The 14032-nt window shown below is 38.9% G+C and carries 14 protein-coding genes and 1 pseudogene; 2 read left to right on the plus strand and 13 right to left on the minus strand.

What is annotated here, in order from left to right; all coding sequences use genetic code 11:
- Nucleotides 1-155 precede the first annotated feature (155 nt).
- The gene (locus tag JFV29_RS21465; RefSeq protein ID WP_201186251.1) at nucleotides 156-836 is read left to right on the plus strand and encodes a VOC family protein; all 681 of its coding nucleotides are present in this window, start codon (nucleotides 156-158) and stop codon (nucleotides 834-836) included.
- 46 nt (nucleotides 837-882) lie between these two features.
- On the opposite strand, the gene lepB is transcribed toward JFV29_RS21465, so the two are convergent.
- From lepB to JFV29_RS21515, 10 genes and pseudogenes are all read right to left on the minus strand, one after another.
- Entirely contained in the window at nucleotides 883-1461 is a 579-nt protein-coding gene (gene lepB, locus JFV29_RS21470; RefSeq protein WP_098175739.1) for a signal peptidase I, read from the minus strand.
- Between the two features lie 64 nt (nucleotides 1462-1525).
- On the minus strand, nucleotides 1526-1909 hold the full coding sequence (locus JFV29_RS21475; protein ID WP_053347359.1) for a DnaJ family domain-containing protein: 384 nt from the start codon (nucleotides 1907-1909) through the stop codon (nucleotides 1526-1528).
- A 210-nt stretch (nucleotides 1910-2119) separates the two neighbouring features.
- The gene (locus JFV29_RS21480) at nucleotides 2120-3781 is read right to left on the minus strand and encodes an immunoglobulin-like domain-containing protein (RefSeq protein ID WP_201186253.1); all 1662 of its coding nucleotides are present in this window, start codon (nucleotides 3779-3781) and stop codon (nucleotides 2120-2122) included.
- A 268-nt stretch (nucleotides 3782-4049) separates the two neighbouring features.
- Nucleotides 4050-4460, minus strand: a complete 411-nt coding sequence (locus tag JFV29_RS21485; RefSeq protein WP_201186254.1) for a DUF4064 domain-containing protein — start codon at nucleotides 4458-4460, stop codon at nucleotides 4050-4052.
- A gap of 389 nt (nucleotides 4461-4849) precedes the next feature.
- Entirely contained in the window at nucleotides 4850-5023 is a 174-nt protein-coding gene (locus JFV29_RS21490) for a hypothetical protein (protein ID WP_201186257.1), read from the minus strand.
- Between the two features lie 36 nt (nucleotides 5024-5059).
- A pseudogene (locus JFV29_RS31785) lies at nucleotides 5060-5182 on the minus strand (DUF3953 domain-containing protein); the annotation flags it as partial.
- Between the two features lie 181 nt (nucleotides 5183-5363).
- On the minus strand, nucleotides 5364-6824 hold the full coding sequence (gene cobA / locus JFV29_RS21500) for a uroporphyrinogen-III C-methyltransferase (RefSeq protein ID WP_201186261.1): 1461 nt from the start codon (nucleotides 6822-6824) through the stop codon (nucleotides 5364-5366).
- Nucleotides 6825-6842: 18 nt separating this feature from the next.
- The gene (locus JFV29_RS21505) at nucleotides 6843-7658 is read right to left on the minus strand and encodes a uroporphyrinogen-III synthase (RefSeq protein ID WP_201186262.1); all 816 of its coding nucleotides are present in this window, start codon (nucleotides 7656-7658) and stop codon (nucleotides 6843-6845) included.
- 213 nt (nucleotides 7659-7871) lie between these two features.
- A complete protein-coding gene (locus tag JFV29_RS21510) occupies nucleotides 7872-8582 on the minus strand; it encodes a DsbA family oxidoreductase (RefSeq protein WP_201186264.1) in 711 nt (236 codons plus the stop codon).
- 73 nt (nucleotides 8583-8655) lie between these two features.
- Nucleotides 8656-9111 (minus strand): RrF2 family transcriptional regulator, encoded by a 456-nt coding sequence (locus JFV29_RS21515; protein ID WP_201186266.1) that lies wholly within the window; start codon nucleotides 9109-9111, stop codon nucleotides 8656-8658.
- A gap of 170 nt (nucleotides 9112-9281) precedes the next feature.
- Here JFV29_RS21515 and JFV29_RS21520 point away from each other — a divergent pair, with 170 nt between their 5' ends.
- On the plus strand, nucleotides 9282-10187 hold the full coding sequence (locus tag JFV29_RS21520; RefSeq protein ID WP_201186268.1) for an EamA family transporter: 906 nt from the start codon (nucleotides 9282-9284) through the stop codon (nucleotides 10185-10187).
- Nucleotides 10188-10494: 307 nt separating this feature from the next.
- Here JFV29_RS21520 and JFV29_RS21525 read toward each other — a convergent pair whose 3' ends face one another.
- From JFV29_RS21525 to JFV29_RS21535, 3 genes are all read right to left on the minus strand, one after another.
- The gene (locus JFV29_RS21525) at nucleotides 10495-10938 is read right to left on the minus strand and encodes a ferritin family protein (RefSeq protein ID WP_201186270.1); all 444 of its coding nucleotides are present in this window, start codon (nucleotides 10936-10938) and stop codon (nucleotides 10495-10497) included.
- A 70-nt stretch (nucleotides 10939-11008) separates the two neighbouring features.
- Nucleotides 11009-12286, minus strand: a complete 1278-nt coding sequence (locus tag JFV29_RS21530) for a histidine--tRNA ligase (RefSeq protein ID WP_274607073.1) — start codon at nucleotides 12284-12286, stop codon at nucleotides 11009-11011.
- A 1351-nt stretch (nucleotides 12287-13637) separates the two neighbouring features.
- Entirely contained in the window at nucleotides 13638-14021 is a 384-nt protein-coding gene (locus JFV29_RS21535) for a hypothetical protein (protein ID WP_201186272.1), read from the minus strand.
- Nucleotides 14022-14032 lie beyond the last annotated feature (11 nt).

The raw sequence follows: 14032 nt of genomic DNA on the forward strand, positions 1-14032 counted from the left end.
GTGATTACTTCTTTATAATAGGATAACCTAATTTAACCCATATAAGTTGGTTTTAATGAAAAAAGAAAAAAAAGAGAATACACAAACTCCAAATTGGTTTATTAAGGAAGATTTAAATTACAATGATAGAAACTGAATGAAGAAAGGTGATAAATATGCTGATTAAAAAAGTGAGTCTTATTGCGAGTGACATTGCTGAAATGAAGAAATTTTATGTCGAATTGCTAAATGCCAAATTGCTAGACGAGAGTCATCATGGCTTTACTATAAAAGCAGGGGCAAGCGAATTGGCTTTTACAGAAACAAAAAACGGAAGTAAACCCTTTTATCATTTTGCCTTCAATATCCCGTCCAATCAATTTCAAGAAGCGAAGCAATGGATCAAAGCACGGACTTCTTTAAATACGGAAGATGGCGATGATGAAGTTTACTTCAGCCACCTCAATGCACACTCGCTATATTTCACCGATCCGACCGGCAATATTGTAGAGTTTATTGCCAGGCATTCAATTGCACCAGAAAGTGAAGTGCCTTTCTCAATGGATTCTTTATTAAGCATTGGTGAGATTAATTTAACAACTGCCAAAATCGATGCGATCGGCCAGCAACTAATCGACTTTGGTATTTCCCCCCGGGATAACGGCACTTTGAATCCTAATGGCATTTCTTTCATGGGCAGCAATGGTGTGTTCATTTTATTAAGCAAACCGGGACGGCGCTGGTTCTTTTCAGACCGGGCTGCAGAGATTCACCCATTAACAATCGAAGTAGATCCTGGGAAAACGATTCATCAAGATGAAAATGGGAACATTCGGTTCATCTCTTCACCGATATAAGTTTTTCCAACAATAAAGCGGACTCGACAATCGAGTCCGCTTCCTTTTATTTTACAATTTTTATTTCCTTGATCGGCCAATACACTAGATTCGCTTTGCCGACAATTTCGTCGACGGAAATCGTGCCGATTTCACGGCTATCCAAACTATTTTGGCGATTGTCCCCCATAAGGAACAGCTGATCATCTGGCACTGTCATGCTGCCGGTTATATCCTCGAGCTTGAAAGAATCGGTCAGCGGCACGCCTGCCATCTGATTCTTATATTTGTCTAGGTAGGGTTCTTCATATGCTTTTCCATTAATATAAAGCGTATCATCTTTATATTCTATATGGTCACCTGGCAGACCGATGACCCGTTTTATATAATCTTTATCTACCGTTGCATGAAAAACAACAATATCAAACCTGTCAATACTATCGATGTTTGTTCCAAACTTATTAAGTACAATTCGTTCGTGGTCTTGTAGTGTTGGCATCATTGACTCACCATCTACGACAATAGGTGCAAAAATATATGTTCGAATTAGAAAGGCCAGAATGACTGCAATCCCGATCGCTTTTATCCATGAAAAAACTTCTTTTCTTTTTTCCAAACGAAGTCCCTCTCTCTGTTTTTTATTCATGTCATTATATCATAATCCATTCATAATCACGTCATACAAATACCCACATTTTGCACTTTATCTATCACTTCCATTTTTCATACTGAACTTCGATGCTTCCCCACTCGATTTCCCGACGTTGCATTTGTGTCGGACAAATACCATTATATGTACGTACTTTCTCATTAATTTCTTCAATTCGTTTGGTTAATTCTGATTCAGATGAATTCATTTTTTTTAATCGAACCACGTCAGATAGCTCTCCCCGGATTTCTTTTTGCCATTTAATCCAAAGCGGAAGGAAACCGGCGTCTTTGGCCTTCGTTAAGAAATTATCATACATATTTCCCGATAATGCCGACTTCGGAAGCGGTTTTCCAAAGCCAGGATTATTCTTCAGACCGCCGTCCTTTTCATAGTCCCGAAATATCTGATCCATCCAATTTACATGACCCTCTTCTTTGCCCATTACACTATCTCCCCCCAGACAACTTCGATATTACATCTATTTACAATTATAACATTTAAATCAATATTTGCTCATATACACCAACCAAGAACTTCATTTATTAAGCTCTTTCTACTATTATAATTACATTGTTCTGCCGAAAACATTCCAGCATGCATCCGCATTCAAGCAAAAAGGGATTCCAATATTCCGGAATCCCTTGTTTTCTATCTATTTAACTGTGATTTTCCTTTTTACTAATGCCTTGTTTTTGGACTTATCCGTAACCGTATAAGTCAATGTATAGGTACCCTTTTTCTTGGTATTTACGGTCCCTGTGATTTTGATCTTACTTGTTAAACTGCCATCCAAATTATCTTTCGCCGTTACCCCTGATTTAGGGTTAAATTCCGAGTTATAGCTAATGGTTTTATCTTTGGCTCCGGAAATGACTGGCTTGGTGCTATCTATGGTGATCTTTCTCGTAACAGTTGTAACATTCTTCGATTGATCAGTGACTGTATACTTTAATGTATACGTTCCTTTTTTCTTTGTATTTACCGTACCCGTTACCTTGATTTTACTAGTCAAACTGCCGTCTGCATTATCATTAGCACTCACGTTTGTTTTTGGATTAAATGAAGAATTAAGTCTGATTGTTTTATTTGCGGCACCTGAAATCACTGGCTTAACATGATCATATACTGTTATTTCCCTAGTAACTTTTGCGACATTTCCCGCTTTGTCAGCTACAGTATATGTTAAATTGTAAGTTCCAATTTTCTTAGTATTTACAGTACCTTCAACACTTATGGCGCTTGTTAAATCACCATCAGATTCATCCTTAGCTTTTACGCTCGATTTAGCGTTAAAAGTTGAGTTGAACGGAATGGATTTACTGGCTGCACCTGAAATGACAGGTTTAACCGTATCCTTAATTGGCACACCAGGACTTGATTGTTTCTTCGCAATGTAAGCTGATGAAACATAGCCCTTCACCTTTTGATCTTCAGTTTGTACGGGGTACCAGACAAATTTATTAATCTTAGAACTGTCATAGACAAAATCCCCGCTGATGACCAAGTTTGTACCGTTTGGCACGGTATTGGAACCTGACGAAGTATTTGCTTCTTTCCGTATTCTCACATCTAGTGTCGTCACCACTTTGTCTCCTGCCTTGAACCAATAAGCAGAGTCATGCGTTTGATCGGCCAGTGTGTATTCCAGCATTTTAAAGGTGATATTTTCAGTGCTTTCACGATCATATTGAAAGTCGGATGTTCTGAATGGATATTTTGCTAGTTTTGTATCATTCAAATAACTTTGTTTTTCTATCTCAGCAAAAACCTCTTCTTGATATGCATTCGTATTTATTTTCCCAGTTTCCTGGTAAAGAGGACTGTTCACAGGTTTTGTCCCATTGTATGCCATGACAGGGAAATACCAATTTTCAATAACTTTACGCCCTGCACCTTTGATTTTCGGCAAATCTTTTCTTGAATACATACTGCTCAGGACCTCGACGCCAGCTTCAATATTATAAACTATATCATTTTCCAACTTTTTCTGGTCATACCCACGTTTATCGGTAAGCTGCATAAGACCGATACCGCCATCGTCGGATTTAATAGGTTTGCCAGCATCATTAAATTGCCTCCATTCCCCGTTTTCCTGCGTAGCCACGGCTTTTACCACTTCAGGGGGGATTTCAGCTTTTAATGCTGAGTTAGTGAGTAAGCAGTTAATCTGTGGATAGGAAGGATTTACGTTCGGTTGAATCTCACCAAATGATGAGCATACATTGGTTAATTCAGACGCTGCAAAAGCCTGTCCATTGAACAAACTGAATGTTAAACAGGTTACTATTCCAGCCTTTACTAAAGGTAACTTCATGAATCAAACTCCAGTCTATTTATATTTAAATTTATAATAATTCTAACATGATAATCTAGTAATTGTAACGATTACTGGAATAAAATTGGTTTTTTGAAATCAAATTCCTAAAAAGGATAAACAATTTGTTTATTACCTAGAACAAAAGAAGCTGACTCACATTATCGAGTCAGCTTCTTTCTTTTTCAATCACAAGAATATGTATTTATTATGGTTAAAATTTTTCCTATCTTATGGTTAGATTTTTCGGCGCTATGTGGCTATTCTATTATACAATCACATCTACCGGTTCACTCGGTTTCCGCACCAGACACATGATACCCGGCACGATGAAGAAGATAAGGGGCCATACATGAAAGATGGTCAGAATGCCTGTAATGATGAATAAGATTCCGGCTGCCTTCACTTTGCCGCTTTTTACTAGAAAGATAGCAATCAGGCCGCCAGCCAATGCAATAAACAAGGATATAATCCCAGCCCATAATAAGCCAATAAAAAACTTGATTGACATATCCATATCAGACGTTGAAAACTCTGACTCTGTCATTAATGAGTAGTCTACTATTTCTGTTACATCGATACTGTTGATATAAACCGCTGCTATAATCGTCACGATTAATGAAATCGCAGCGATACTCACGCCAATAATACTTAATACAAATTCCCATGTCCGTTTCAATTCATTCGCCTCCCTAGAAAAGTTACTTATATATAATACCCAATCTGGGAAGGAATAAAAGACTTTTCTTAAACATCCTCAGGCTTTTTTTGAGAGCATAAACACGGCTCTGCTATTCTATTATTATTTTTTCTTCACTTCATCAATAAGGCTAATAAGACAAATGCATAATAAAATTAATCCGATAAACGTACCATTGGAACTTGGTTCTTCACCAAAAAATACAGGTGATATGAAAAAATTTAATATAAATATGATTATTGCGAGACTAACTAATACTCTATTAATGAAAAACACCCACCCTTCCATAAGACTAGTTCCGAAGCTACAGGATTGAATTGAAGAAGACTCATAAAGGCATATAAAAAAACGACTCAGATATAGAGCCGTTAATCATCCTTCTTTTTTAACTGTTCGTTTAATTTATCTACTTTATTTTCTAAATGATGCATTTTTGTCATGTGTTTTATAAAGAAACGGAAAACCTTCACAACCATTACGACTAAAAGTACAAGAAGAGCGAGGTAAAATAATTGCCATAATATATCACCAATATAATTCATAATATCACCACCTGAAATTAAATGATTAACCATCGCTTAGTTACTAAAACCTTGTAAAGAAACTAAAAGGACAAATAAAGCTACTAAGATACAAACATACCCTCGAACTTTTCGGTCATTCCGAAGTTTTTCTATTCCCACAAACAACACAAAAGCTCCTAATAAAAATAAGGTGTATGAAGAGTAGTCTACATTCCTAGGATCAAACTATAAGATGATAGGGCTATTATACTAAACACCAACGAAATTTGAATCTTTATCAGCAACAAATCCCCTCCAAAGAAAAAGCATACCATTTATCACCATTATTTTGGCTGGAAAATGGAAAAAAGGCTCTGTATCAGAGCCTAAAAACATTCCTATTCACAATCAAAGCCACCAATTGCTCGACAGACGGTTCATGCGGCATTATATCCGGCGTAAACCCAAAGTCTTTAAGTTTCCTGCAGGTACTTTTCCCGATTACCCCGATGGTAGCTTGAGTTAACATCCCGCTAACATCAACGCCTGCCTTGTCCCCATAATCCATCAGCATATCCACTGAATGCTGATTAGAAAAAAGAACCGTATCAACAGCATTTTCTTCTAGCATTCTCGGAAGAATTTCAAGAAATCTTTCATCCACATATTTTTCGATAGATTGAAAATAGTCCTCGTCCCCATAATTTGGATCCAAGTGTTCCTTTTTCCGATCTCCTATAATCAGCAGAGTTCCGTCTTCCGTCATCTCTGATTTGAGAGCTGCAATTAACCCGCGTTGCTGTAAGACTTTCTTCGATTTCCTCGATACCACATAAAGCTTGGCCGAAATTTGGCGGAAGTCTATAGCATACTCTGTGAGTAAATCTAAAAACCCATGAACACTCTCTGGTGAGGTAAAGAGCATCCGATCATACAAAAGGAAAGATAGCAGCTGACTTTTTTTAGCTTTTACTTTTGTCGTAATCCATTTAGGAAACTCGATGACATCGCCCCCAAGTTCATAAAGGTTCTCCGCCAAGGAACTTTTTGTCGTTCCCGTTCTAGCTACTAAAAACTGCTGCCCATATAGTGGTTTCTTTTCAAACCATTGCAGCCTTTTTCTTAGTAAAATGATATCCCCGACCAAGGTGATAGCCGGGTTCTGAAGCGACTTTTCACTTACCATTTCCACTATATTGGCCAGGGTCCCCTCCACCGTTTCTTGTCTTCCATAGGTGCCCCATTGAATGACGAGTACCGGCGTGTTCTTTGATTTTCCATGACTGATCAAGTTTTCACAGATATTCGGAAGATTGGCTACTCCCATATAAAATGCAACGGTATCTACACTATGTACAAGCCCAGTCCAATCTATTTCCTGTTTGGTACGTTCATGGCCTGTCACCATCGCAAAGGAACGTCCATAATCCCGATGGGTCACGGGGACTCCTGCATACATGGAAGCGGCAATGCTCGACGTAACTCCTGGAATGATTTCAAATGGAATGTCTTTTTCTTTCAACGATTCCGCTTCCTCCCCAACTCTTCCAAAAACGGCAGGATCGCCGCCTTTCAAACGGACGACATTGTGTCCTGCCAGCGCTTTGGAAACGAGCAGCTCATTGATTATCTCTTGCCTAATGCCCTTTGTATAAGGCGTCTTTCCACAATACATCAATTCACAATGAGGAGGAGCAGCTTCCAAAAGCTTCGGATTGAGCAACCGGTCATATAAAATCACATCCGCTTTTTCAATCGCTCTTTGCCCTTTGACGGTAATCAGACCTTCATCGCCTGGACCTGCCCCCACAAAATAGACTTTCCCCTTGGCCTTGGTCATCACTTCACCTCTATCTTCTTACTTACTTGAAATGGCATGATAATATTTCACCAGTTCGATTAATGCACTACCCATTCTTTGATCTTCTGGATAAATGACCCGCTTGATGCCTTCATCGATTACGACCTGCGCCGTTACTTTTCCAACTGCAAGAGCAATCACATCGGATTTAAACCAGTCGATTATTTTATCTTCCACACCTTGTTCACGGGCAAATTTCATCAAATTACGAGGCTGCGGTGCGCTCGTGAACACGACAGAATCTATTTTCCCTCCAAGAATTTCTTCGATCAGCTGCTGCATCGTTTCTGTTTCCGGCGGAATATGTTCGTATGGAAGAATTTCTTTATGCTCTACCTTTTGTTCATCCAACCAATTCATTAAAAGAGGTGCCGGGTCCCCGTGCAGTTGCAATGCGACCTTTACATCTCCAAACAAATGGCCCTCTAGATTGCGAACGAGCCCTGCCGTACTGCCATCATCGTCACGGATTAATGGCTGCAGGCCTAGTTTTTTCAGCATATTCGCCGTTTTATAACCACGAGCTGCAATTTTCATAGACTGCAAAGCTTCTATAAAACGAGCCTCTGCTTCCATCTTCACAGCGGTTTTATATAGAAGTTCCGTTCCCACTCCAGTCGTGAGAATGATCCAATCATACTCTCCTGCAATTAAACGGGTGACATCCTCCTCTAGATGAGAATCATCAAGGAAGACCGTCCCCTGTGCTGGACGAACTAGCGGTACGCCCCCAAGATTATGAACAATTTTACTTATTTCTTCTGTTTTCCTCGCTCCCAATAGAGCAATGGTTCTGCCGTTAAGCTTACTCATTCATAACCCTCCATATGTATATTCAATTTTGAAACCTCTTAGCTATCTCACCTATTATACAAATTTTCAGTCTATGAAACTATAGAAAACAAAAGACTCTTCATTATCTTTCCATAATTAGATACACAATCCTATCAGTCCAAGGTCTTAACATTCATTTTGAAAGAAGTAAAAAAGAGACCCTGATTTCGGGTCTCCGTTTTCATATCTGCTTTATTTTTCCGGTACGTTACAAGAACCGTCCGTACAAGCTTCACCTGTTGCTGGATCATTCACCATTTGAAGCGGATTTTCCTCAGCCCATACCTTTTTCAGCGTATCCAGGAACGCCTCTGTTGGCTGAGCTCCTGAGATGCCATACTTGCGATTAATGACGAAGAATGGGACACCTGTAATTCCAAGCAGGCTTCCTTCTTGCTCGTTCCCTCTAACCTCCGCCGTGAATGCAGTGCCTGCTAGCATGGTTTCTGCCTCAGACTTTTCAAGGCCGGCCTCTTCAGCCAAACTAGCCAATGTAGCATGATCACCAATATGTTTGCCTTCCGTAAAGTATGCTTTAAAAAGGCGTTCATTCATTTCATTATCTTTACCTTTTGATTCAGCAAAATGCATCAAGCGGTGAGCATCAAACGAATTCGTTAAGACCACTTTGTCAAAATGATAATCGAGTCCCAATTCTTTAGCCTGTTGGGTCAGATTTTGGCTGCTCGCTTCTACTTCCGCTTGCGACATGCCATATTTCTTCGAAAGCATTTCATTCGAGGTCATCTTAATATCACGTTCAGCCTCCGGGTTCAACTCAAAACTGCGGAACGAAACCTCTACCTGATCTTTATTTTCAAATTGGCTCAAGGCCTCCTCGAACCGACGCTTTCCTATATAACAAAACGGACATTGATAATCCGACCAAATTTCTACCTTCATGTAAAAACCCCCTTCATTTAATGCAATCACATTAAGCACATTATATAATCTTGGGTATCCTCTTGCAAGGATATTACCCTAGACACTCTTTTTCAAAATTGGCAAAGTCGACTTTTTTCATAAACTCTTCTAACGTATACCCCTTTAATAGGCGCAATGTTTCCTGTTCTGCTTCATTCATGATTTCTTCCAAAGCCGTATCCAACTGCTTCCCAACTTCCCCACATTCACTCGTTTCCATACAAACAAGACATTCTGGGCGTACGGCTTGATACACATCCGCTAAAGTCAGCTGAGAGGCAGGCACTTTCAAACTATATCCACCATCGCGCCCTTCCTTTGTTTCGACAATCCCTGCAACAGCAAGCTGAGCCATCACTCGGCGTAAAAACGTCGCATGTGAATTCACCTTTGAAGCTATCGCTGAACTCGTCAAAAGCTTCCCGCTTTGAGCAAGCCAAACCAGTGAGTGAATGGCAATAGCAAATCGCGGCGGCCCAATTTGATTATTTCGATTACCTGAAGACATGCTTATCCCCCCTTACAAATCCTATCTCCACTTTTTACATGATATATGTAAGGCCATTATACTATGTTCCGTTCTTCCGAACAAATGACCCCAGCCTATTTGATAAAGGGAGCATTATTGATATACTTTTATAGTCTGAATTTTAAATCTTTAATGACAGGAGAACGTTCATGAATGGTAAATACCCATATTTACTCGTCATACTTGGCGCTATGCTTTGGGGAACAACCGGAACAGCTCAATCTTTCGCCCCTGATGGCGCCCACCCAATTGCGATTGGTTCCGTCCGCCTGGCTGTTGGTGGTACTGCCTTATTGCTCATTGCAATTTGGCAAAAAAAAATAACGCTACACAATTGGCCAATTAAAGAAACCATTTTGGCGACGCTAGGTATGGCATGTTATCAACCGCTATTTTTCACAGCTGTCAGCATGACCGGAATCGCCATCGGAACCATTATTACACTTAGCAGCGCCCCTATTATCGCCGGCTTCCTTGAATGGATATTTGGTAAAAAACGTCCATCACCGAGATGGTGGATGGCAACAGGTTTATCAATTGCCGGATGTTTGCTTCTTTTTTCCAATCAAGGTTCTGTTACCATTGATCCTGTAGGTGCCTTGCTTGCGCTTGGTGCTGGGGCTTCCTTTACAGTATACACACTGGTAAGTAAAAAGATTTTGGATAAACAGCCTCCAGAAGCAACCGCTGCGGTCATCTTTTGTTTCAGCGCCCTGCTTTTAGCACCTATGTTATTTATATTTGATATCAGCTGGATAGGAACCACAAACGGGTTGGCCGTCAGCCTCCATCTTGGTCTTCTCGCTACCGCAGTTGCCTACTTACTTTTTAATAAAGGGCTTTTATCTGTTCCATCATCAACAGCCGTTTCCCTGTCACTCGCTGAGCCTCTGACAGCCGCGCTTCTAGGCGTATTCCTCATCGGAGAGAGCTTGACTCTAATGTCTTGGTTTGGTGTTGGACTACTCTTATGCGGGATAATTTCACTGACGATTTCGCCAAAAGCGTCAAAGAGTCCTGCTATTATGAACCAGAAGTTGTCTGCGAAAAAGTGACGCTTTTACAGAGTTGGATTTTGCAGCATAATTAATAAATAAGCTAGGATTTTTCCTAGCTTATTTTTTTGTATGATTGCAGCATAAGCTGTAAATGGATTAATTCGACCGTTGGGAAGGATAATTCGTCCTTCACGCAAATAATTCGACCTTCAAAAGGATAATTCGTCCGTTGGGAAGGATAATTCGTCCTTCACGCAATTAATTCGACCTTCAAAAGGATAATTCGTCCTTTGGGCGGGATAATTCGTCCTTCACGCAAATAATTCGTCCTTCACGCAATTAATTCAACCCTCATAAGAATTAATCATCCTTTTAAGCCGACTAAGTAATATAAAAACCACACGGCATGATTTTGCTCATCGGCGGCAGCACGATTGAATGCCTTGATTACGGATCGATCAGTCGCACCATCTGCCACTTCTCTATAAAAATCTACGGTTTCCTGCTCATCCTGGAACGCAAATTCCACCCCGTCTCTATAGGACTCAGGGCACGATTCCGTCACTTTAGGCTGTGGCTGCACCCCCGTCAAGCTGGTATAAATCTGAGCAAATCTCTGAAAATGCTTGACCTCATCGTCCCTAATTTCCATAATCCGCTTCCGCTGCTTCTCATCCGGTGCTAATTCAGCTAATTTCTCGTAACACTGGATGGCGCTGTACTCGCCATTTATCGCCTTTTCAAGCTGACGGACTAATTTATTCTGCTGTCTACTCCAATCATCTTCATACGTTTCGTACTCATACATGTATAAAAACCTCCCTGTTCCTTTTCCCATTATGCTATGAAAAAACTGAGAAACATGTCATTGTAAGTTGTCAAAACATAAACGGAAGTGATGCCTCTTCCCCGGTTTTCAAATCCTTTAATTTAATGATATTCTCGTTCACCTCATTTTCCCCAATTATCATGACAGCCTGAATCCCTTCTTTGTTCGCCCTATCCAATGCCTTACTTATCTTTTTGCCAGTTAATTCGACTTCCACTTTGTATCCCTTTTGGCGGTATTCTTTGGCCACACCTAATGCTTCTTTCTCCATACCAATTGGAATAATATAGTAGTCAAGATTAGAAACATTTTTTGTTTGATTTGTACTTTTCAAAGCAGTTAAAATCACATCCAGACCAAAAGAAATACCTACAGTTGAGACTTTATCATTTGTACCTGCAAGCCCGCCGATTGCATTGTCATATCTTCCTCCACTTCCAATACTCGACTTTAATTCGCCGTCAGCAAGAAAAATTTCATATACCGTTCCAGTGTATATCTCAAGTCCTCTAGCTAAAAATGGATTAAAGATGCAGATATCCTCAAGTTGTAAGTATTTCAATAATCCTTTTAACTCCGATAATGCCTTTACTCCTTCTTGGAGTAGAATATTATCTGTCGCCAAGCCTTTGAAGAAATTCAAATCGATTATTTTCCCTATTTTTAGCCAACTTCTAATTGCATTGATCGTTTCAACTGCCACTTGTTTTCTCTCTAACTCTTGTGAAACACCCTCTATCGATATTTTTTCAAGTTTATCCAAAGTTAGTGTCACATCAGCTATTTCAGACTTAGGGACACCCAGCACTTCAAGCATGCCCGCTAATAGCTTCCGGTTGTTATATTGAATACGCACATCTAAACCCAACTTCTGAAAGGCCTCAATCGCCATCATCATTAGCTCTGCCTCCGCCGCCTGTGATTCCACGCCAACTATATCAACATCGCATTGGGTGAACTCACGAAACCTCCCTGCCTTAATTGGTCCATCACGAAACACTTTTCCGATTTCATACCGCTTAAACGGCTTCCTTATTCCTGGGTTCATTGCGACGACCTTTGCAAAAGGAATGGTTAAGTCATAACGAAGGGCTAATTCCCGTTTGCCCTGATCAGTCAGTGTGTACATTTCTTTTAATATTTCCGCTCCTCCTCCATATTTCGAAGCAAGTAATTCTGTATAATTCAAAATTGGTGTTTCAATTGACTGACAGCCATAAAGAAGGAAAACATCCTCTAAAGTCCTTTTAACCTGATTACGAATTGCTTCATCTTGTGGTAAATAATCCTGTGTACCTTTTACATTTTGATAAGCCATCTTCTTCATTAAAACTCCTCCTTTTGTTAGAAAAAATAAAAAAACCGCATCTGATTAACTTACTAATCAAATACGGTTCATGATAAATAGCTTTCCTATTCACGATTTTTCAGCAATCGGATAGCAAAGCTACTGTGTATGATGATGAAGTTGTGAATTCATAAAGGTTTTTCCTTCTTCCATTTTCATCCACCCCTAATTACAAAGTATTTTAACACACTCCATAAAAAGGAACAATACCCCAAGTCTGCCCACTTGGTTAAAAGTTGAGTCCCATGTAAACCCAGTTGAATAAATAGTTTGTACCCATAAAATCACTAGGCTTTGCCTAGTACCACAACTATGTTGGGTCATTTTTTCTTACTACAGCTCTTAGTTTTCGTTGATTCAGCTGATGACGAAAAGTGTAAATTACCGAGGGATTGGTCCGTTTTATTCCAACTTTGCTTTAGCAATCAACCAACTTTATTTGGTTCAAAAAACATAGATTTTAATCTATGTATAATTGCACCCTGTTTATTATCAGGGATGAGCTGTCGCTGTAAAAAAATTTATTGAATTGTGTTTTTCTTTAATTCAAATTCAGCGAAGATATACCGAAAGAAAAAATTGATTTTCTTGAAGTTAATAAACTATTAAATCGTGTTGAAAAACAGCATGAAGAGCTTCGTAAAGGAAGAAGGAGAATCTTATAAACACTTAGCAATACTAAAACATGTGACCATCTATACCTCTAATAAAAAAGCGATGAAGTTCTGGAAAGAATGAAAAAATAATGAAAAGAGCATTAGGGAAAACTGATATTACCTTTGATAATATACTAGGCAAACACTAGCATATTCACGATATCTTAAATTCTTAACAGATGGGCTGACAGGGGTCTTAATTTTGGAATATTATTGATCGGAATTTAATTCTAATACGCTGATAAATAAACAAAAAGAATGCTTTAGTAAAAAAGATTGATCATTTTGTAATGGGAACACCAAGATTTTTGATATCAAACTTACTTATTTTATCCTTTCAGTGATTTTTATTGTGAGTGCGTAATTAGTGTTTTTTGGACTGTTGATTTTCAACAGTCCAAAAATTGAGGATCCTATCTATGATCTTTTCAAGGGAATTTCACAAGGATGAATTGTGTTATCCTTCAATAGTCGGAATGGAGGATGTAGATCTGGGGTAAGTGAATGATCCAGATATTGTGTATCTAGGAAGATAACAACTTGAGATTGCATGTTCAATGCCGATAAAGAGGTTTATGTAAACAATAATGCTAGTTTCTACTAAGGTAAACAGCTTGATAATAGAAATTAAAAACACTGCCAACACTTCAATTTGAGTGTTGGCAGTGTTACGTTTAGTCTTCCTGATTCGGCCAAATTTGATATGAATCAGATTTATCTTGACCTTGTAAATAAACTTTCTCTACATTTTGTAAATTCTCATCTCTAATTTTGATTAAAAAATCACCGGATTCACCAATCAATAGACGGTTATTTATATATAAATACATGTTTTCACCATCTATTTTATACTTATAGCCACTATATTTCATGGCTCCTCCAGTGAAATTTCCATTAGTAGTGAAAGTGTTACCCTCTAATTTTGCAATGTCTAGATAGATCGCATCTGTTTCAGTAGTATTTTTTCTAAACAAGCTCCATGCTCCTATACAAATAATTATTAATACTATTATTCCTATAATAAGTGAATTTCGTTTCAATATTGTACCTTCTTTCAATCATTTTCATC

It is taken from the genome of Peribacillus sp. TH16 (genome assembly GCF_016651095.1).
Lineage (GTDB): Bacteria > Bacillota > Bacilli > Bacillales > DSM-1321 > Peribacillus > Peribacillus butanolivorans.

Bases quoted from the DNA above. Each gene is read 5' to 3' on its own strand.
- JFV29_RS21465 (WP_201186251.1), top strand. From the start codon at position 156: ATGCTGATTAAAAAAGTGAGTCTTATTGCGAGTGACATTGCTGAAATG.
- lepB (WP_098175739.1), bottom strand. From the start codon at position 1,461: ATGAATAAAAAACAGAGAGAGGGACTTCGTTTGGAAAAAAGAAAAGAA.
- JFV29_RS21475 (WP_053347359.1), bottom strand. From the start codon at position 1,909: ATGGGCAAAGAAGAGGGTCATGTAAATTGGATGGATCAGATATTTCGG.
- JFV29_RS21480 (WP_201186253.1), bottom strand. From the start codon at position 3,781: ATGAAGTTACCTTTAGTAAAGGCTGGAATAGTAACCTGTTTAACATTC.
- JFV29_RS21490 (WP_201186257.1), bottom strand. From the start codon at position 5,023: ATGAATTATATTGGTGATATATTATGGCAATTATTTTACCTCGCTCTT.
- cobA (WP_201186261.1), bottom strand. From the start codon at position 6,824: ATGACCAAGGCCAAGGGGAAAGTCTATTTTGTGGGGGCAGGTCCAGGC.
- JFV29_RS21505 (WP_201186262.1), bottom strand. From the start codon at position 7,658: ATGAGTAAGCTTAACGGCAGAACCATTGCTCTATTGGGAGCGAGGAAA.
- JFV29_RS21510 (WP_201186264.1), bottom strand. From the start codon at position 8,582: ATGAAGGTAGAAATTTGGTCGGATTATCAATGTCCGTTTTGTTATATA.
- JFV29_RS21515 (WP_201186266.1), bottom strand. From the start codon at position 9,111: ATGTCTTCAGGTAATCGAAATAATCAAATTGGGCCGCCGCGATTTGCT.
- JFV29_RS21520 (WP_201186268.1), top strand. From the start codon at position 9,282: ATGAATGGTAAATACCCATATTTACTCGTCATACTTGGCGCTATGCTT.
- JFV29_RS21525 (WP_201186270.1), bottom strand. From the start codon at position 10,938: ATGTATGAGTACGAAACGTATGAAGATGATTGGAGTAGACAGCAGAAT.
- JFV29_RS21530 (WP_274607073.1), bottom strand. From the start codon at position 12,286: ATGAAGAAGATGGCTTATCAAAATGTAAAAGGTACACAGGATTATTTA.